The organism is Flavobacterium sp. FlaQc-30, from assembly GCF_044005885.1.
Lineage (GTDB): Bacteria > Bacteroidota > Bacteroidia > Flavobacteriales > Flavobacteriaceae > Flavobacterium.
In genome coordinates this window covers 215,660-234,664 of record NZ_JBIPCO010000005.1, presented here as the reverse complement: position 1 = coordinate 234,664, position 19,005 = coordinate 215,660, and the positions used below count along the sequence as shown (strand labels likewise).

General features: G+C 31.9%; 18 protein-coding genes. 6 read left to right on the top strand and 12 right to left on the bottom strand.

Going from position 1 to position 19,005, the window contains the following annotated elements; genetic code table 11:
* Positions 1-59: 59 nt before the first annotated feature.
* From ACHRV0_RS13240 to ACHRV0_RS13230, 3 genes are all read right to left on the bottom strand, one after another.
* A complete protein-coding gene (locus ACHRV0_RS13240; RefSeq protein ID WP_129022470.1) occupies positions 60-1,394 on the bottom strand; it encodes a DEAD/DEAH box helicase in 1,335 nt (444 codons plus the stop codon).
* A 205-nt stretch (positions 1,395-1,599) separates the two neighbouring features.
* Positions 1,600-3,138: a DEAD/DEAH box helicase gene (locus tag ACHRV0_RS13235; RefSeq protein WP_089055676.1), complete on the bottom strand. Its 1,539-nt coding sequence runs from the start codon at positions 3,136-3,138 to the stop codon at positions 1,600-1,602.
* A gap of 109 nt (positions 3,139-3,247) precedes the next feature.
* Positions 3,248-3,781 carry a DUF6155 family protein gene (locus ACHRV0_RS13230; RefSeq protein WP_129022471.1) on the bottom strand — a complete coding sequence of 178 codons (534 nt, stop codon included), beginning with the start codon at positions 3,779-3,781 and terminating at the stop codon, positions 3,248-3,250.
* A gap of 103 nt (positions 3,782-3,884) precedes the next feature.
* Here ACHRV0_RS13230 and ACHRV0_RS13225 point away from each other — a divergent pair, with 103 nt between their 5' ends.
* Together ACHRV0_RS13225 and ACHRV0_RS13220 are read left to right on the top strand one after the other, a co-directional pair.
* The gene (locus ACHRV0_RS13225; RefSeq protein ID WP_089055674.1) at positions 3,885-4,172 is read left to right on the top strand and encodes a DUF3817 domain-containing protein; all 288 of its coding nucleotides are present in this window, start codon (positions 3,885-3,887) and stop codon (positions 4,170-4,172) included.
* Positions 4,165-5,424 (top strand): mechanosensitive ion channel family protein, encoded by a 1,260-nt coding sequence (locus tag ACHRV0_RS13220; protein ID WP_395441156.1) that lies wholly within the window; start codon positions 4,165-4,167, stop codon positions 5,422-5,424. The genes ACHRV0_RS13225 and ACHRV0_RS13220 overlap by 8 nt, the downstream gene beginning before the upstream one ends.
* Before the next feature lie 81 nt (positions 5,425-5,505).
* On the opposite strand, the gene ettA is transcribed toward ACHRV0_RS13220, so the two are convergent.
* The 3 genes from ettA to holA form a co-directional block, all read right to left on the bottom strand.
* Complete coding sequence (gene ettA / locus ACHRV0_RS13215) at positions 5,506-7,197, bottom strand: energy-dependent translational throttle protein EttA (RefSeq protein WP_089055672.1); 1,692 nt, start codon at positions 7,195-7,197, stop codon at positions 5,506-5,508.
* 66 nt (positions 7,198-7,263) lie between these two features.
* Positions 7,264-7,446: a CAL67264 family membrane protein gene (locus ACHRV0_RS13210; RefSeq protein WP_071637907.1), complete on the bottom strand. Its 183-nt coding sequence runs from the start codon at positions 7,444-7,446 to the stop codon at positions 7,264-7,266.
* A gap of 66 nt (positions 7,447-7,512) precedes the next feature.
* Positions 7,513-8,517, bottom strand: coding sequence for a DNA polymerase III subunit delta (gene holA, locus ACHRV0_RS13205; RefSeq protein WP_395441155.1), 1,005 nt, complete (start codon positions 8,515-8,517; stop codon positions 7,513-7,515).
* 100 nt (positions 8,518-8,617) lie between these two features.
* Between holA and ACHRV0_RS13200 the strand changes: the two genes are divergently transcribed.
* Genes ACHRV0_RS13200 through ACHRV0_RS13190 form a run of 3 tightly spaced genes read left to right on the top strand, consistent with a single transcriptional unit; the run spans position 8,618 to position 10,981 of the window.
* Positions 8,618-9,064, top strand: coding sequence for a type I restriction enzyme HsdR N-terminal domain-containing protein (locus ACHRV0_RS13200; RefSeq protein ID WP_089055670.1), 447 nt, complete (start codon positions 8,618-8,620; stop codon positions 9,062-9,064).
* Positions 9,065-9,093: 29 nt separating this feature from the next.
* On the top strand, positions 9,094-10,113 hold the full coding sequence (locus tag ACHRV0_RS13195; RefSeq protein WP_395441154.1) for a glycosyltransferase family 2 protein: 1,020 nt from the start codon (positions 9,094-9,096) through the stop codon (positions 10,111-10,113).
* Between the two features lie 34 nt (positions 10,114-10,147).
* Positions 10,148-10,981, top strand: coding sequence for a flagellar motor protein MotB (locus ACHRV0_RS13190; RefSeq protein ID WP_129022476.1), 834 nt, complete (start codon positions 10,148-10,150; stop codon positions 10,979-10,981).
* 243 nt (positions 10,982-11,224) lie between these two features.
* Here ACHRV0_RS13190 and ACHRV0_RS13185 read toward each other — a convergent pair whose 3' ends face one another.
* From ACHRV0_RS13185 to ACHRV0_RS13170, 4 genes are all read right to left on the bottom strand, one after another.
* The gene (locus ACHRV0_RS13185; RefSeq protein ID WP_395441153.1) at positions 11,225-12,262 is read right to left on the bottom strand and encodes a carboxypeptidase-like regulatory domain-containing protein; all 1,038 of its coding nucleotides are present in this window, start codon (positions 12,260-12,262) and stop codon (positions 11,225-11,227) included.
* An 80-nt stretch (positions 12,263-12,342) separates the two neighbouring features.
* The gene (locus ACHRV0_RS13180; protein WP_089055666.1) at positions 12,343-12,963 is read right to left on the bottom strand and encodes an L-threonylcarbamoyladenylate synthase; all 621 of its coding nucleotides are present in this window, start codon (positions 12,961-12,963) and stop codon (positions 12,343-12,345) included.
* A gap of 142 nt (positions 12,964-13,105) precedes the next feature.
* A complete protein-coding gene (locus tag ACHRV0_RS13175; protein WP_395441152.1) occupies positions 13,106-15,442 on the bottom strand; it encodes an ATP-dependent helicase in 2,337 nt (778 codons plus the stop codon).
* 371 nt (positions 15,443-15,813) lie between these two features.
* The gene (locus ACHRV0_RS13170; RefSeq protein ID WP_395441151.1) at positions 15,814-16,581 is read right to left on the bottom strand and encodes a sulfite exporter TauE/SafE family protein; all 768 of its coding nucleotides are present in this window, start codon (positions 16,579-16,581) and stop codon (positions 15,814-15,816) included.
* Between the two features lie 126 nt (positions 16,582-16,707).
* Between ACHRV0_RS13170 and ACHRV0_RS13165 the strand changes: the two genes are divergently transcribed.
* Positions 16,708-17,229: a hypothetical protein gene (locus ACHRV0_RS13165; RefSeq protein WP_089057840.1), complete on the top strand. Its 522-nt coding sequence runs from the start codon at positions 16,708-16,710 to the stop codon at positions 17,227-17,229.
* Positions 17,230-17,300: 71 nt separating this feature from the next.
* Here ACHRV0_RS13165 and ACHRV0_RS13160 read toward each other — a convergent pair whose 3' ends face one another.
* Positions 17,301-18,029 carry an SIMPL domain-containing protein gene (locus tag ACHRV0_RS13160; protein WP_395441150.1) on the bottom strand — a complete coding sequence of 243 codons (729 nt, stop codon included), beginning with the start codon at positions 18,027-18,029 and terminating at the stop codon, positions 17,301-17,303.
* A 47-nt stretch (positions 18,030-18,076) separates the two neighbouring features.
* Positions 18,077-18,976 carry a patatin family protein gene (locus tag ACHRV0_RS13155; protein ID WP_089057842.1) on the bottom strand — a complete coding sequence of 300 codons (900 nt, stop codon included), beginning with the start codon at positions 18,974-18,976 and terminating at the stop codon, positions 18,077-18,079.
* Between the last annotated feature and the right edge of the window lie 29 nt (positions 18,977-19,005).

Sequence of the window (19,005 nt, the reverse complement as noted above, 5' to 3'; positions counted from 1 at the left end):
TATAGAATAATACCTTATAAATATACAACTTTAATATGCAATGATAAATGTCATGCTTGTTACTTTTTGAATTTTTTAACAGGTTTTTCAACTACATCGATTTTGTTCTGAAGGACATAATTGGCTAATAATTTTTCTATCAATTCTTCCTTTGTAAGATGATGGAAAACTGTTTTAACTTTTGTTTTTAAATCATTTGAAATATCATGATTTGGTTTTGTTTTGAAGATTTGTTTTGCCCACAAAAGCGTATTATTTTCTTCAATACTTAATGCCGAAGGTTTTTTGAACTCAGAAAACTTTAATCCCAGTTCTCTTTCGAAATCTGCAATTTCTGCAACTTCTTCTTCCTGTAAAACAGTTAAAGAAAGTCCCTTTGCTCCTGCTCTTGCTGTTCTTCCGCTTCTATGAACATACGTTTCGTAAGCATCTGGCAAATGGTAATTTACCACATAAGAAATTTCCTTTACGTCAATTCCTCTCGCAGCTAAATCAGTCGCTACTAATATATTAATATGTCCTTCACGAAACTGCTCCATAATTCTATCACGAATTCCCTGTGTTAAACTTCCGTGAATTGCTCCAGAAGAAAAACGATTTATAGCCAGATTTTTAGCTAATTTATTTACGGCAGCTTTAGTTTTACAGAAGATAATACCACGTTCACCATCTTTTGAATTAAGAAAATGCATTAAAACATCTAATTTTTCAATTGGATCCACTACAATATACTCATGATCAATACCTTGGTTTCCAATTACTTCCATACTAGCACTTACCTGAACTACATTCTTGTTTAAGTAATTCTGAATCAATTGCTTAATTGTTCCCGGCAAAGTTGCTGAAAACAATAAAGTGCGATGCTTTTTAGGAAGTTCGGCAATGATTTCATCTAAACTTTCTTTTAGAATTGAAACCATTTCATCGGCTTCATCTAAAACCAAATATTGAGTTTGTTTTAAATCAACTGCTTTTCTTTGAATCAAATCAATTAAACGTCCTGGTGTTGCCACAACAATATGTGTTGGCGCAGTAAGACGCTCAATTTGAGGTTTTATTGGAATTCCGCCGCAAGTTGCAGCAATTGAAATATTTGGAATATGTTTTGAGAAATCTTCTAAATTTCTAAAAATTTGATGACCAAGCTCTCTTGTTGGCACCAAAATAACAGCTTGAACAACTGGTAATTCAGTGTCAATTAATTGCAATAAAGGCAATCCGAAAGCAGCCGTTTTTCCTGTTCCTGTTTTGGCTAAACCTACAACATCATGGGTTTCAGTCAATAAAAGCGGAATTGTTTTTTGTTGGATTTCTGTAGGTTCAACAATGTTTAATTCGCCTAAAGCTTTTAAAATTGGTGCTGACAGACCTAATGTTGAGAATTGTTTAGACATGATTTATCTTTGTTTGTTTTGTTTTTATTTGTTTCAAGTTTCAGGTTACTTTCAAAACTTAAAAATAAGTTTTATTAATTCGAAAAGGAGAAATCACAATAGAATGAATTACTCTGAAATGTGATTTCTCCTTTTAAGATCATTATTTTGTTTAGATTTCAATAACTTGAAACATGAAACCTGAAACAAATCGAACCTCAAATTATCAATCTGGTTCGTTCATGATTTTTTCACGATATTTTTTACCTACTAATAAGGTTAATCTCTGCTTGTAATCGTCCAAAAGCCATTCGCGGTAGTTTTTACTACATTGGCTTAAACATTTTGCATAACGTTTAATACGGCACTCAATATCGTCATCTAATTCTTTAGATAATGATTTTGCTTCTTGCAGTGTTTCTGTATTATCTACACACATTGCAGCGTGTTGATCCAACGATTTGTCTAATACAATTTTAGAACGCAAATTTTGTTTTATCGCCAGTTTATGCTCTTCATCTACATCAAAAGTAACTTCGGCAGTTTTGCTGAATTTTGCTCTTAACTCAGGAGGCATAGTGTATTTAAAAAACATTTCGATCTCAGTATCGTCTCTTAGATTTTCAAGATAAAATTCTGGAGATTTAAAAATGTGCTGCCAGTTTACTGGTTCGCTCCATAATCCAAAACGAGCTGCATTATTACCTAAATCAATAACCGTAAATTCATCTTTACCAGGTAATTTACGAGAACCACGACCAATCATCTGATAATATAAAGTTAATGATTTTGTTGCTCTATTTAGAATAATGGTTTCAACTGTAGGCTCATCAAATCCAGTTGTCAAAATTCCAACCGAAGTTAAAATCGCATCAGGAGTTTTCTTGAACCACTGCAAAATATCTTTACGTTCTTCAGAACTGCTTGTATTGTCTAAGTGTCTAATATCATACCCTGCTTCTCTAAAAGTTTCATATACATATAAAGAAGTATGAATACCGTTATTAAAAATCAACGTTTTTTTACCTAAAGAGCGTTCAGTATAGGCATGGAGTAATTTCTCCTGCATTAAAGTATTAGTATATAAATCATCAGATGATTTTACAGTATAATCACCATTTATACCAACTTTAAGCGAAGTTAAACCAACATCATAACTATATGTAGTTGCTCTAGCCAAGAATCCTTGATCAATCAATGAGCCAATTGTATCACCTACAATAAGTTCATCATAACTTTGATGCATTGGTAATTTTATATTCGAACTCAAAGGTGTTGCAGTTACTCCAAGAATAAAAGCATTTTTAAATGAGTTTAATAATTTTCTAAATGAATTGTAATGTGCCTCGTCAATAATAACCAAACCAATATTATCAAGATGCAGTTTTTCATCATTGATACGGTTTTTTAAAGTTTCGACCATTGCCACAAAACATGAAAAATCGTTTTGGTCAGGCAGTTCTTTTACTTTACTGTTAATGATTTTATTACTTACGCCAAACCCTTTCAACATTTTTGAGGTTTGTTTACAAAGTTCAATACGGTGTGTTAGTACCACTACTTTTTTATCATTATTAGATAAATAGCGGCGAACGATTTCAGAAAAAATCACAGTTTTTCCACCGCCTGTAGGCAATTGATATAGTAAATGATGTTTTGAAGGAGCATTATCTAAACGTTCAAAAATGGCATCGATATCGCCTTTTTGGTATGCATAAAGTTCTTTTTTCTCTTCTCTTTCTATTTCTAAAGTGTTTTGAGACATTGTTTGTTTTTGGATTTTTGCAAAAATACACCGAAAAAACAGTTATTCATCTTATTTTAACCTAAAATAAATGTTTTTTTATAAATAAGATTTTTTATGGGAATGCATTTTAGAGGCTTAATTTGTCTAAAATAGCTTCAAAATCGTACTTATTTCTCCATTTTTGTTCTAAAACCATTTCATTTATTCCCTCAATTCTTGTTTTAAAATCTGCTAAAATTCCATTTGAAACTATAAAGTTAACAGCTTGTTCAAATGAATTTAACATGCTTTTGTAAAACAATTCCTGTTTTACAAAGTTTTGAGAAGAATAAGTTTGAGCAATTTCTATATTATATAACATTACATCAGCTGTAATAAATGGATCTACTCCCAGCATAATAAAATGTTTGATAATCTTCTGAGCTACAGAACGACGCATTTTTGCTTTTGGATATCGTTTTGTACCTGCTTTTTTTACAGGAAAATATTCCTGTGAAATCTTAACCTTAGATTCTTGTAAAAGTTTGTCTTCCTTTGGGTTAAAAACAAAATCATAATACACTTTTACTGGACTGAATTTTTCATACAACTCCATAAGCTGCTCCTCAAGTTGTTCTTTACTCAATTCGGTTAAATATTTTTTTAAATCACGCTTGCTCATTATCAAAGTTTAAGATTGTAAAAGTAAATTACTTTATTGATACATAACTCAAAAACCAACCAGAATCCTTAATTTTGCTGCTATAATTTCAAAAAACAGATATATGCTCAAGATTTTTAAAGTTACTGCGATTTTAGAGGGAATCTCTTATTTAGTATTGTTTGCTAATATGCTTTTTATTAAAACTAACAACCCAGAACTATATCATACTTTACTACGCCCGTTAGGAATGACACATGGTGTTTTATTTATTGGTTACATTATATTAGCGGTATTACTGAGAAAATCTCAAAATTGGGATTTTAAAACCTTTTTAATTATTCTTGTTGCATCATTAATTCCTTTTGGAACATTCTATATTGAGAAAAAGTATTTAGAAAGTAATGCATAAACTTTTGGATAAAATATTTAATTTTTTATATCCGCTTTTTAGAGATTGGGGAATGAACCGCAATGTTGCGTCGTACATCAGCCTGATTTTTAATATTGCCGTTATGATAGCTTTGGCATATGCCATTTATTATGCCGCAAAATTTGTTCTGGTTACCTTAACTGCTGTTTTTGCACAGCGCACAAAAACAAAATTTGATGATTATTTAATTCATAATAAAACCACCAAATACACCGCCTATTTAATTCCGTTTTTCTTTATTTATAAAGCTGTTCCAATTATTTTGGATAAGTATGAATATTGGGAATTGATGTTTGGAAAAATAGTCGGAATTTATATTGTTTTGATTAGTTTATGGATCATCAGAACTATTTTTAATGCGCTACGTGATTATTTAAAGCAAAAACCAGAATACAGCGACAAACCAATTGACAGTTTTGTTCAGGTTATTATGATCGTGCTTTGGATTTTTGGTGTTGCCATGATTATTTCTACTTTATTCGGAATTAAGAAAGGCGAATTGCTGACTATTTTAGGAACACTTTCGGCAATTATTATTTTAATTTTTAGAGATACCATTTTAGGATTTGTTTCAAGCGTTCAGGTTGCTATTAACGACATGGTTCGTATTGGTGACTGGATTACAATGGATAAATTTGGTGCAGATGGTGATGTTATCGAAATTAATTTGACAACTGTAAAAGTTCGAAATTTTGATAATACGATAACAACAATTCCAACGTATGCCTTAAGTTCTGATTCTTTTCAGAACTGGCGCGGAATGCAAAAATCTGACGGAAGACGTATAAAAAGACACGTTTTGATAAAAAGCAGCAGTATTCGCTTTTTAAATAACGATGATCTCAATCATATGAAAAAAGTACAGCTGATAAGTTCTTATATAGAAACAAGACAAGCTGAAATTGAGAAGTATAATGATCTTCGAGAAATTGATAAATCTCTTGCTCTTAACGGTCGCAATATGACCAACTTAGGTTTATTTAGAAAATATATTATGCAGTATCTTGTAACACATCCGGGATTGAATAAGGATATGCATATTATGTGTCGACAATTGCAATCTAGTGCTCATGGCGTACCATTAGAAATCTATGCGTTTTCGAGTGATAAACGCTGGGCAAATTACGAATACATTATGTCTGATATTTTTGACCACATTATGGCATCGGTTATTTATTTTGACCTAGAAATATTTGAACTGCCGTCGCAGATTGGTCATTTAGACAGATAATTTATTTTATAAAAATTAGACATTAAAAAAGCCTCAAATTCAATTGAACTTGAGGCTTTTTACATTTTTAGAAATTAGTTATTATCTAATTAATTTTCTGTATTTCAAACGTTTTGGAGTTAAATCTCCACCAAGACGTTTCTTTTTGTTTTCTTCATAATCAGAGAAACTTCCTTCGAAGAAATAAACTTCAGAATCTCCTTCAAAAGCTAAGATGTGTGTACAAATTCTATCTAAGAACCATCTGTCGTGAGAAATAATTACCGCACAACCCGCAAAATTCTCTAAACCTTCTTCAAGAGCACGAAGTGTATTTACATCCAAGTCATTCGTTGGCTCATCCAGTAAAAGTACGTTTCCTTCTTCTTTTAAAGTCATTGCTAAGTGTAAACGGTTACGCTCACCACCTGATAACATTGAAACTTTTTTGTTTTGCTCACCGCCGCCAAAATTGAAACGAGATAAATAAGCTCTTGAATTTACTTGTTTTCCTCCCATCATAATCAACTCCTGACCATCAGCAAAGTTTTCCCAAATAGATTTATTCGGATCGATGTTTGAGTGAGATTGATCTACGTAAGCGATTTTTACAGTATCTCCAACAGAAAATTCCCCGCTGTCTGTAGCTTGTTCTCCCATAATCATTTTGAAAATAGTCGATTTACCAGCACCGTTTGGCCCAATAATTCCAACAATACCAGCTTGCGGCAAAGTAAAATTCAAATTATCGTATAACAATTTATCTCCAAAAGCTTTGGCAACATTCTTGGCTTCGATAACATTTGTACCTAAACGAGGTCCATTTGGAATGTAGATTTCCAAGTTTTCGTCCAATTGTTTTTGGTCTTCATTTAATAATTTATCGTAATTCTGTAAACGCGCTTTTTGTTTGGTTTGACGTCCTTTTGCTCCTTGACGAACCCATTCTAACTCACGTTCTAACGTTTTTCTGCGTTTAGAAGCTACTTTTTCTTCTTGAGCCATACGGTTTGATTTTTGATCTAACCAAGAAGAATAATTCCCTTTCCACGGAATACCTTCTCCTCTATCCAACTCAAGAATCCATCCAGCAACATTATCAAGGAAATAACGGTCGTGCGTTACAGCAATAACAGTTCCTGAATATTGTGCTAAATGCTGCTCTAACCAAAGTACAGACTCAGCGTCAAGGTGGTTGGTAGGCTCATCAAGTAATAATACATCAGGTTGTTGCAACAACAATCTACATAAAGCTACACGACGACGCTCACCTCCAGAAAGGTTTTTAATAGGCGTATCACCTTCCGGCGTACGTAACGCATCCATTGCGATTTCTAATTTAGTATCGATTTCCCAAGCACCTAGAGCATCAATTTTGTCTTGTAAAGCTGCCTGACGATCCATCAATTTATCCATTTTATCTGGATCTGAGTAGTTCTCTTCAAGACCAAATAAATCATTAATTTGATTGTATTCTTCTAGAACAGCCATAGTTTCAGCTGCTCCTTCACGAACAATTTCGATAACCGTTTTAGAATCATCAAGAATTGGTTCTTGCTCTAAATAACCTACTGTATAACCAGGCTGAAAAACTACATCTCCTTGATAATTTTTATCAACTCCTGCAATAATTTTTAAAAGAGAAGATTTTCCAGAACCATTAAGTCCTAAAATACCAATTTTAGCTCCGTAAAAGAAACTCAAATAGATGTTTTTAAGTACCGGTTTGTCTGCTCCTTGATAGGTTTTACTCAATTTCTGCATTGAGAAAATTACTTTCTTATCGTCTGACATTCTATTTATTTTTAATTATTTATTTTCTATTGATTTTATGCCATAATTCTATCTGGCAAACTTAATTTAAACCCTACCTTTTAATGCATTAAAAACCCAAGCATTGGCAAAAAAACCAACACCTGCTGCAGCAAATCCCCAGCCAGAAACATCTCTGTATCTAAAAGCACCAAGACCTATAAGCAACAATCCCATAAGTACCATTATAAAAGTAGCCCATCCTAAAACGGTATTTTTATTCATTCCCATAATTGTGTAATTATTATTTTAAGTAGTATTTTTTTTAGAAAGGCAAATATCGTGAATTTTAACGGCTTAATTAAATATTTTATACAGCATTTCTTTTAGCAAATCTGACTGTGGTAAAGCATTCGCTCCAACTCCTTTACTTTTCACATCAATATCACGCAATGCACCAACAATTTGACTTACTTTTCTCATTGGATAATTTTTCACAGCCAAATCATATTCCTTTAAAAAATAAGGATTTACACCAATCGCCGCAGCAACATTCTTAGGATTTTTATCTTTAAGACCGTGATATTTTAAAAGTTGAATAAAAAATCCAAAAACCAATCCTGTGGTCATAACCAATGGATATTCTTTTGGATTATGTGCAAAATTTTCGGCAATTTTATAGGCTTTTAACTGATTGCGTTCTCCAATGGCTTTTCGAAGTTCAAAAACATTATAATCTTTACTAAAACCAATATTCTCTTCAATATGTTGAGGCGTAATCATAGTTCCTTGCGGCAAAATAATCTGCAGTTTTTCTAACTCGTTATTGATTTTACTCAAATCGGTTCCTAAAAACTCAACAAGCATTGCATTTGCCTTTGGATCAATAGTGTATTTTTTCCCCGCAAGAATACGTTTTATCCAATCTCCAACTTGATTTTCGTATAATTTTTTACTCTCGAAAACAATTCCGTTTTGAGCTAAAAGTTTAGTCACTTTTTTTCGCTTATCTAGAGTTTTGTACTTATAACAAAAAACCAAAACCGAAGTTTCCATCGGATTATTAACATACGATTCTATCTTATCTATTGTTCTAGATAAATCCTGCGCTTCTTTTACAATAACAACCTGACGATCAGCCATCATAGGATAGCGCTTGGCCGTTGAAACAATATCTTCTACAGAAACATCTCTTCCGTATAAAACAGTTTGATTAAATCCTCTCTCCTCTTCAGCCAGTACATTTTGTTCTATATATTCAGACAGCTTATCTATATAATAAGGTTCTTCACCCATTAAAAAGTAAATAGGCTTTATATTCCCTGCCTTTATATCATTAACAATTTTTACAACTTCGTCCATTAAATTTAGTTTTCAGTGTTCAGTATTGAGTATTCAGTTTAATTCAAATAAATAATTGACTAATTTTCAAATTGACTAATTTTCAAATTATATTTGCCTTATGTTAAAGCTAAATTTCCCTTCTTATACTTTCCGATTCAAAAATAGCGAAAATAAAGTGTCTATTTTTGATGAAATCAGGAAAAAATTTATCATTCTTACTCCAGAAGAATGGGTTCGCCAGCATGTAGTTCATTATTTAATGAACGAGAAAAAATATCCTAAATCGCTTATAAACGTAGAGAAAGTTTTAACAGTCAATGGTTTGCGAAAAAGATATGATGTAGTTGTTTTTAATTCAGACGGCACTATACATATATTAGTAGAGTGCAAAGCTCCAGAGGTTAAGATATCGCAAACAACTTTTGATCAAATTGCACGTTACAATATGACAATGCAGGCACGGTTTTTGAATGTAACAAACGGACTGAGTCATTTTTATTGTCAAATGGATTTTGAAAATGAAAAATATCAGTTTTTAAGAGGCCTGCCAAATTACGGAGAATAAAATAATATTAAAATAAATAAAAATTACTTTTGGATAAAATAGCTGTTGTCATTTTAAACTGGAACGGAGTAAAATTGTTAGAGCAATTTTTACCGTCTGTTTTACAGTATTCAGAAGAGGCCACTATATATGTCGCAGATAATGCTTCGACGGATGATTCTATTGATTTCGTAAAGAAAAATTTCCCAACTATACGGATTGTACAAAATAGTGGCAACCATGGTTTTGCAAAGGGTTACAACGATGCACTTCAGCATATAGATGCAGAAATTTATGCATTAGTAAATTCTGATATTGAAGTAACAGAAAATTGGCTCCAGCCTATTATTGAGACTTTTGAAAAAGAAAAACAAACAGCCATAATTCAGCCTAAAATTCTTGATTTCAAAAACAAAGAGTATTTTGAATACGCTGGAGCTGCTGGAGGTTTTATTGATAAATATGGCTTTCCTTTTTGCAGAGGAAGGATTTTTGACACCATAGAAAAAGACAATGGTCAGTACGATGATAATTGTGAATTATTCTGGGCTTCAGGAGCTTGCTTTTTTATCAGAAAAAAAGTCTACCACGAATTAGGCGGTTTTGATGAAACTTTTTTTGCACATCAAGAAGAAATTGATTTGTGCTGGCGTGCCGCAAATGAAGGGCATATAATAAAGTACAATTCAAAATCTGTAGTGTATCATGTTGGCGGCGCTACATTACAACAAGGAAATCCGAAGAAAACTTTTTTAAACTTTAGAAACTCTCTATTAATGCTGGTTAAAAACCTGCCTAAAAAAGGATTGTTTTTTGTGATTTTCTTTAGAATGGTTTTAGACGGAATTGCGGGTATCCGTTTTCTTACACAAGGCAAGTTCAAACATACTTTCGCCATTGTAAAAGCACATTTTTCATTTTATTGCATATCTTTAAAGTATCTAAAACACCGCAAGGATTTTCAAATACAACAATACTATACCGTAAAAAGTATCGTTTACTTGTATTACATAAAGAAATTACTGGTTTTTAAAGAAATCTTTAACAGTAATCAAAATATTAAAAACTAAATTTGTAATCAACGTTTAATTAAATATAATACCTATGAGAAAAATAGTTATCGCACTATCAGTATTAATGGCCTTAACTTCGTGTGTATCGAAAAAGCAATACGCAGCATTAGAAGCTAAGAACAAAGAAACTCAAGACTTACTAAACTCTTGTACTGTTAAGTTAAATTCTTGCCTAGAAGAAAAAGCAGCATTAGCAGCTACAGCTGAAAGCTATAAACAACACAATCAAGACTTAATCAGTACTTCTAAAGACTTAACTGTTTTAACTACTAAAGGAGCTGAAAACCTTGAAAAATCTTTAGAAAGCTTGAAAGAAAAAGATTTGAAAATCTCTAGACTTCAAGATGCACTTACTAAAAAAGACAGTGTAACTTTAGCTTTAGTTACAAGCTTGAAAGGTGCTGTTGGAATCAATGATCCAGATATCGAAATTAATGTAGAAAAAGGAGTTGTATTTATTTCTATCGCTGACAAATTGTTATTTAAAAGCGGAAGCTACGACGTAACTGACAAAGCAAAAACTGTTTTGGCTAAAGTTGCAAAAGTAGTAAACGACAAACCTGATTTTGAATGTATGGTTGAAGGTCACACAGATAATGTACCATACAAAAGCAACGGAATTTTGTTAGACAACTGGGATTTAAGTGTTAAACGTTCAACTTCTATTGTACGTGTATTAACGAATGATCTTGGTGTTAACCCTGCAAAATTAATTGCTGCTGGTAGAAGTTCTTATATTCCTTTAGTGTCTAATGATACTCCAGATGACAGAGCTCGTAACAGAAGAACTCGTATTGTTGTTATGCCAAAAATCGATCAGTTCTACGACATGATTGAAAAAGAAATGAAAAAGCAAGCAAAATAATTTAAAGTAACATACTTTATTATACAGAAAAAGCAGGTCAATTGACCTGCTTTTATGTATCCCTAATTTTTTTAATAACCAATTAAATATAAATCAAGAATAGCATTATTTTTAAATTAACTAACTAAATTATAACTTTATTAAAGTTAGTTATTTATTTTAAACTTTTATAGTATTTAAGTTTTTTTTTACAAATACCCCTCTTCACATTTCTTTGCACAAGATAATAAAAAAATATAAAACTTATTTTATACCGTAATTTAAAGGCAGCATATCTCCCACTTTTTTCTCAGAGATTTTTCCTGAAAACAATATGCTTTCAATATTAGAATTGTTTCCATACTTATAAATATAAAAACTATCTGTTTGAAAAGTAATCTTAGATTCTTCATGTCTATTGTAAGCAATATTATAAGAAGCTACAACATCTTTTAAATTATCGATTTTAACTTCGCCTTTTGGCTGCGGAAGTATTTCTACTTTTACATAATCTTCTTCTTCAATGATTTTAAATCTTTTAAGTGGATCGACACTATGATCATCATTCAATAAAATAAACTTTTTGATTCCCCAATCTTTTTTAGCAAAGTTTCTAAAAAACTGAATTTGTGACCCTTCAAATGTTTTCTCTCTTCGCTCTAAAATTACAGGCGAATTATCAATTTCTTCAAATCGACTTACCCCGCCATAAAAATTCTTTATAACATCTTTTGAGTTTATACTTAACTTATTAAACGCAATTTCAAAGACAACCAACTCAAAATCTATTTTATAGCCTAAAAATGCGTTTACAATAATCAAAGGTTTTTTTGAAGACGCAGTAAAAATTAAATTATCCTTATCATATTTAAACTGAAGATCATTTTCATTTTGTATTATTGATGATTTTCCATTTGCTGTTTTTCCTAAAAAATACTCTCTGAATAATTTTAATTTTTGTGCTCTTGTAAACAATTCATTTTTAGTAATAACAACTTCTTTGAGTTCGTTCTCTGAAACTCTCATAACAACATTAAGTGACTTTGAGACATCTATACCAGTAAGATATTCCGTTTGATATCCCATAGAACTTATTACAACAATATTATTTGCATTAGGTTCGTATTTTATGGCAAAATTTCCATTAGCATCAGAAATAGTAGAAATAGTTGTTCCGTCTAAATAAATATTGACACCATCGAGCGGAACATTTTCTTTGTTAGAAACTTTTCCTTTCAGAATGTTTTGCGAAAACAGAGTAACAGTAAAAAATAAAGAGAAAAGCAAACAAAGGTTTTTCATAAAACAGAAATGGTTTAGTTAAATTATAAGCTAATTAACCACAAAATTTTACAATAACCTAAACAATCAATAAATTACTCTTACAAAATATCAATATCTCCTTTTCCTTCTCTGACAATAACCGGCTCATGTTCTGATAAGTCAATAATAGTTGAGCCTACATTATCTCCATAACCACCATCAATAACCAAGTCTACAATATTTTGCCATTTTTCAAAAATCAACTCAGGATCAGTAGTATATTCAATTACATCATCTTCATCTCGAATAGAGGTTGAAACTACAGGATTTCCTAACTGACGAACAATTTCTAAAATAATATTATTATCAGGAACACGAATACCAACAGTAGTTTTCTTTTTAAACTCTTTAGGTAAATTATTATTCCCTGGTAAAATAAATGTATAAGGCCCTGGTAAAGCCCTTTTTAGTATTTTAAAAGTCGATGTATTAATTTGACGTACATAATCTGATAAATTACTTAAATCATGACAGATAAACGAAAAATTTGCTTTCTCTAATTTAACACCTTTAATTTTTGCAATTTTTTCTAAAGCACGTGAATTTGTAATATCACAACCTAAACCATAAACAGTATCTGTTGGATAAATTACCAAACCTCCATTTTGAAGCACTTTTACAACCTTTGCAATCGCAGCTTCACTAGGTTTATCTGGGTATATTTTTATAAATTCTGCCATAGTTTTTGTTTCAAGTTTTTTATTTTATTTTTAACTTTCAGGTCTCTGCTGTCAGGCTGAGCGAAGTCGAAGCCCACGTCTAATTAAAGCGCCCTTCGACTTCGCTCAGGGTGACAAATGTTTTCAAAACTTGAAAATTTATTTATCCAACAACATCTAATTTAGCAAATCTCAGTAAAAGCTTTTTAAGACCTCCTACTTCAAATTTAATCTCTGCTTTTCTATCACCACCAACACCTTCAAGGTTAATTACTTCGCCTTTTCCAAAACGTTCGTGCATTACGACATTTCCAATCGTCAATTTATTATCAAACAAATTAGCACCTGAACTTGCGGGCGCATTTCCAGCAATAGGTTTTAGTTTACGAATATTTAAATCTGGTTTCGGATTATTATCTGTAACGTGTTTTGGAGGTGTTCCTCCTACTGGTTTTGCTAATCTCAATTTCGATTTATCAACATCTCCAAAAATATCTCCGTCGATAGGTGACTTATAACGATAGTTAGTTTCGGCAGGAGTCAAATACTCTAGAAACTGTCCGTCAATTTCTTCAATAAAACGAGAAGGCTCACTATCTGTCAATTTCCCCCAGCGATAACGAGATTGTGCATATGTTAAATAAGCTTGATGTTCTGCACGTGTTAAAGCTACGTAAAATAATCGACGTTCTTCTTCTAATTCACTTCTAGTACTCATACTCATCGCACTTGGAAACAAATCTTCCTCCATACCCACAACAAAAACATGAGGAAACTCAAGTCCTTTTGCTAAGTGAATCGTCATCAATGCTACACGATCATCGTCATTAGTGTCTTTATCTAAATCTGTTGCCAGTGCAACATCTTCCATAAACTCTGCCAAGGCACCTCTTGCACCATCAATTTCTTTTTGTCCTTCAGTAAAATCTTTAATACCGTTTAGAAGCTCTTCGATATTCTGAATTTTTGCCATTCCCTCTGGAGTAGCATCTTTTTTTAATTCCTGAACCAGACCCGTTTTTTTCGCAACATGGTCTGTTATATAAAAAGCATCCTGATTTTGATCAATAACCTGAAAACTTTGAATCATTGTTACAAAATCCTTCAGTTTATTCTTCGTTCCAGCATTCAGCTTTAAGTCAATTTTATCAATATTAACCATTACTTCCCAAATCGAACGTTTGTAATGATTGGCTGCTATAGTTAGTTTTTCGACAGTTGTATCTCCAATTCCACGCGCAGGATAATTGATAACACGAATTAAGGCCTCTTCATCTTTTGGATTAATTACTAAACGTAAATAACACAAAACATCTTTTATTTCCTTACGTTGATAGAACGATAGTCCTCCATAAATTCTATACGGAATATCACGTTTTCTTAACGCATCTTCCATTGCACGTGACTGTGCATTGGTACGATACAAAATTGCAAAAGAACCATTATGAAGCTGATTTTGCATTTTTTGTTCAAAAATTGTGCTTGCTACAAAACGACCTTCTTCGGCATCAGTCAAACTTCTGTGGACTTTAATCTTTGGTCCAAAATCATTTGCTGTCCAAACTACTTTATCCAATTTCGTTTTGTTATGCTCCATTACCGTATTTGCAGCTTCAACAATATTACGAGTTGATCTGTAATTTTGCTCTAAACGAAACATGATAACACCCTCGTAATCTTTCTGGAAATTCAGAATGTTATTGATATTTGCTCCACGGAACGCATAGATACTCTGCGCATCATCTCCTACCACACAAATATTCTGAAATTTATCTGATAAAGCTCTTACAATCAAATACTGCGAGTGATTGGTATCTTGGTACTCATCAACCAGAATATAGCGAAAACGGTTTTGATATTTAGCCAGAACCTCTGGAAAACGAGTCAGTAATTCATTAGTTTTCAATAACAAATCATCAAAATCCATTGCGCCAGCTTTGAAACAACGCTCTACATATTGCTGATAAATATCTCCTAATCTTGGTCTTTTTGCCATTGCATCGGCTTCAACCAATTCTGGATTGTTGAAATAGGCTTTTACCGTAATCAAGCTGTTTTTATAACTTGAAATTCGTCCTAAAATTTGTTTTGGTTTATAAACATCACGATCCAGCTGCATTTCCTTAATAATTGAAGAAATTAATCTGGCAGAATCCTGCGAATCATAAATAGTAAAATTTGATGGATAACCTAAATGATCTGATTCTGAACGCAGGATACGAGCAAAAATGGAGTGAAAAGTTCCCATCCAAAGGTTTTTTGCTTCAGATGCTCCTACGATATCTGAAATCCTGTGCTTCATTTCACGAGCTGCTTTATTGGTAAAAGTCAGCGATAAAATATTGAAGGCATCAATACCTTGAGCCATCAAATAAGCAATTCTAATTGTTAAAACACGGGTTTTCCCCGAACCTGCACCTGCAATAATAATCATTGGCCCGTCTTTCTTCAGAACGGGTTGTCGTTGCGCTTCATTGAGTTGATCAATGTACTTTTGCATGAAATTTTTCTCCATATGATGCAAAAATAAGAATTTAAAGAGAAAGTTCCTAAGATGCGAAAGAAAGGTTCTAAGATGCTAAGATACTGAGTTGCTAAGTTTTTTTTGAAGCCAAAGAACAGGCTTTTTTTAGGCATGGTTTCCCGCTTTCGGCTTTATCACTCCGTTGCACTACGAGGATAACGCCTCTATCGGGGCTATATTTAAACAATTGGCTTTCTTTAAATATTTTGAAACCTATAAGAGATATAAGTCCATTTAATTCTATTGTTAAGTAAAACATTGCAAATGCTTATATTGACTGCAATTTTAAAAACCATATTAAAAATAAAGCTTATAATTTTTTATATCACTTATATGGTTTAAATAAACTATTTGAAGAAAACGTCGTAAGCAAATCGAATCAACGTTCCAACCACAACAACCAAAAAGAAAATTCTAATAAAGCCATTCCCTTTATTAATGGCTAATTTTGCGCCAAGCCATCCGCCAAGTCCGTTACTAATTGCCATTGGAATTGCAATTGCCCAAATGATTTTTCCTTTAATCATAAATAAACAAATCGAACCAAAATTTGTCGCCAGATTTACCATTTTAGCATTTGCTGAAGCGTGCAAAAAGTCAAAACCCAAAAGTGCAATAAAAGCTACTACAAAAAAGCTCCCTGTTCCAGGACCAATAAAACCGTCATAAAAGCCAACAATTGTACTAATTACAACAGCATAAATTATCTGAGTGGTTCCTGAATGGTCTTTAGCAGCATGCTGACCAAAGTTTTTCTTAGCATACGTATATATAAACAGCAATGATAAAACCACAAGCAAAAGCGGTTTCATAAAATCATTGCTCACCATAGTTAATATAGTAGATCCTAAAAATGCCGAAGGAACAGCCAAACACATCATAATTAAGAGTAATTTCCATTGAATTACTACTTTTTTTAAATATTGAAATGCAGCAAAAGCGGTGCCTGTAAAAGCAGGAATTTTTAAACTTCCAATAACTGTTGAAACTGGAAGATTTGGCAATAAAATTAACCCCATTGGAGTTTGAATTAATCCGCCGCCGCCCACTATAGCATCGATAAATCCTGCTGCGAATGCAGCCAAACAAAGAAAAAGTATTATATATGAATCCATTAAAAGTATATTTTCGGTAGATTTTGAGAATCTGAATGCAAAAGTAAAGTTTACATTTTGTTTATTGCGATAAATTTAAACTTGATTTTTACTCAAAAAGCATATTTTTGCTAAAAAATTACCCAAATGGATTTTACAAAAATTATAGAATTAGCCAGTTATACGTTACCTGCAATTGTAACTGGATTTGTTGCGTACAGTTTTTTTGAACTGCACATTAAAAACAACGACAAAAAACGTGCTTTTTTATTGAATAGAGAATATCAAAAACAATCTTTACCTATACGTTTGCAAGCTTATGAGCGTATGACTTTGTTTTTGGAACGTATTAATTTGACGAAATTATTAATTAGAATTTCTCCTATTTCAAACGATAAGCATGATTATGAAAATTACGTAATCGATCAAATTGAACAAGAGTTTGAACATAATTTAACGCAGCAAATTTATATGTCTGACGAATGTTGGACAATTATCACTACAGCCAAAAATGCTACAATCCAAATGATTCGTAAAGCTGCGATGAGCGATAAGGTAGAAAATGCCGATAAATTGCGTGAAGTAATCCTGAATGACTTGCTAGAAAAACAATCTCCTAGTAATGCAGCTTTAGGATATATTAAAAATGAGGTTGCTGAACTTTGGTAGAAAAACATTTTAGATTTTAGATTGAAGAGTTCAGATTTTGAATAATTCAATCTAAAATCTAAATTTTTATATTATTTTTTGTTTTTAGTAATCCAATAAATAACATTTATAGTTTCCTCTAATTCTTTCTCTTCAACTTCAAATTTATCAAATGACGTTTTAGGACTTGAAGCTGCAGCGGCCATGACTCGACCTGATTTCACTTCATTTACTCTCTCATAAGCAACCATATCTCGTAAAGCATATTTCGATACTTGCTTTACATTTACAATTTTCACGTCTAATGCTTTTGCGATATTATCAGCATTATTCTTAGCATCATTAATTGCATTTTGAACTAATTTCAATCTCGAAGTTTTTTCTAATTCTTCTGAAAGAAAAGTTTCAAATTCAACGTCCAAATCCTTAATATCTTCACTTTGTATTTCCTGATAAAATGCTTCGATTATCTTATTATCCAAAGCAAAATTTATAGACAAGGAATTGGTAACCCTATATTCCTTTTTGTTATCATTATTCTCACTACTGGATATTCTGTATTCAGAAATTTTAATATTTTTTTCAGTAAAACCAATATTAAATAGCCCTTTTTGAAGTTTTTCAATTTCTTCGTTTAACTCCTTAATAGCTGTTTTTTCAATTAAATTTTGCTTCTCAATTGTAACTTTAAATCGTGCACAATCAGGTTTAACTTTGATTTTAGAATTTCCTTCAGCGGTTATTTCACTACCTACGTTTACTTGTGAAAATACTGGAATTACAAAACTTAAAAAAATTAAAACTGTAATTATTTTTCTCATTATCAATGCTATTTAAATGTTTTTATTTCATAATGTAAATTCGTAAATCACCTATTATCACTCATAACCTCAGATTTATTCTGAGCATATTCATAGCCTTGCTCCCACCATTCTTTCATTACTTCTTTATTAAAAATCAAAGCATTATCTGTCAGTTTGGTTGGTGTGTAATACAAATTAAGCTTCACATCTTTATTGTTTGCCATAAGCTTTCCTATAGCGATATCGTGTTTTTCGACTTGATCTAAGGCAATTCGAAACAAATCAATCATCAATGAAAAAGGGTTTTTACCAATTACTGTTTTTGTTGTATTAACTTCGGTTTCTAAAATAATAACATCAATTTCGGTTGCACCGCGATTAATAGCTTCACGAATAGGAACTAAACTTGAAAATCCTCCGTCGCCATATTCTGAATTGTTTTTAGTAACCAAACTCATAAACGGAACATAATTACTAGAAATCCACGACCATTCGCAAAACTCTTCGTAACTGCAGTCTTTAACCGATTTGTACTCCGATTCGTTTTTGGTAAAATTGGTTACTGTTATAACAACATCAGTATCTAATTTCTTTAATTTATTAAAATCGGACAGTGAGAAATTATTCTGAATATATTTTCTTAAACCTTTACTTTCGCCAAAAGTTCTTTTTCCTTTAAAGAATTGACGTAATACATTGAAGTGATTAATGGTAACAATATCTATCCCTTCTTTTACTTTAACTACAAACGGGCAAATATTAAAAATACTTGCCATGGTGACATTAGTATAAACGGAATGAATTTTTTTAATATGACCAAGTGCCAAATGCGGAATTAGAAGACTTCCTGTAGATGTTCCGATAAATAAATCATATTCATTTCTTTTTTCTTCAATCAAATATTGTGCAACTCCGCCGGCAAATGCGCCTTTACTTCCACCGCCAGAAATAACTAATGCTTTCATATATGGTATTGTAGGTTTTATATTTTTTT

Bases quoted from the DNA above. Each gene is read 5' to 3' on its own strand.
- ACHRV0_RS13240 (WP_129022470.1), bottom strand. From the start codon at position 1,394: ATGTCTAAACAATTCTCAACATTAGGTCTGTCAGCACCAATTTTAAAA.
- ACHRV0_RS13235 (WP_089055676.1), bottom strand. From the start codon at position 3,138: ATGTCTCAAAACACTTTAGAAATAGAAAGAGAAGAGAAAAAAGAACTT.
- ACHRV0_RS13230 (WP_129022471.1), bottom strand. From the start codon at position 3,781: ATGAGCAAGCGTGATTTAAAAAAATATTTAACCGAATTGAGTAAAGAA.
- ACHRV0_RS13225 (WP_089055674.1), top strand. From the start codon at position 3,885: ATGCTCAAGATTTTTAAAGTTACTGCGATTTTAGAGGGAATCTCTTAT.
- ACHRV0_RS13220 (WP_395441156.1), top strand. From the start codon at position 4,165: ATGCATAAACTTTTGGATAAAATATTTAATTTTTTATATCCGCTTTTT.
- ettA (WP_089055672.1), bottom strand. From the start codon at position 7,197: ATGTCAGACGATAAGAAAGTAATTTTCTCAATGCAGAAATTGAGTAAA.
- ACHRV0_RS13210 (WP_071637907.1), bottom strand. From the start codon at position 7,446: ATGGGAATGAATAAAAATACCGTTTTAGGATGGGCTACTTTTATAATG.
- holA (WP_395441155.1), bottom strand. From the start codon at position 8,517: ATGGACGAAGTTGTAAAAATTGTTAATGATATAAAGGCAGGGAATATA.
- ACHRV0_RS13200 (WP_089055670.1), top strand. From the start codon at position 8,618: ATGTTAAAGCTAAATTTCCCTTCTTATACTTTCCGATTCAAAAATAGC.
- ACHRV0_RS13190 (WP_129022476.1), top strand. From the start codon at position 10,148: ATGAGAAAAATAGTTATCGCACTATCAGTATTAATGGCCTTAACTTCG.
- ACHRV0_RS13185 (WP_395441153.1), bottom strand. From the start codon at position 12,262: ATGAAAAACCTTTGTTTGCTTTTCTCTTTATTTTTTACTGTTACTCTG.
- ACHRV0_RS13180 (WP_089055666.1), bottom strand. From the start codon at position 12,963: ATGGCAGAATTTATAAAAATATACCCAGATAAACCTAGTGAAGCTGCG.
- ACHRV0_RS13175 (WP_395441152.1), bottom strand. From the start codon at position 15,442: ATGCAAAAGTACATTGATCAACTCAATGAAGCGCAACGACAACCCGTT.
- ACHRV0_RS13170 (WP_395441151.1), bottom strand. From the start codon at position 16,581: ATGGATTCATATATAATACTTTTTCTTTGTTTGGCTGCATTCGCAGCA.
- ACHRV0_RS13165 (WP_089057840.1), top strand. From the start codon at position 16,708: ATGGATTTTACAAAAATTATAGAATTAGCCAGTTATACGTTACCTGCA.
- ACHRV0_RS13160 (WP_395441150.1), bottom strand. From the start codon at position 18,029: ATGAGAAAAATAATTACAGTTTTAATTTTTTTAAGTTTTGTAATTCCA.
- ACHRV0_RS13155 (WP_089057842.1), bottom strand. From the start codon at position 18,976: ATGAAAGCATTAGTTATTTCTGGCGGTGGAAGTAAAGGCGCATTTGCC.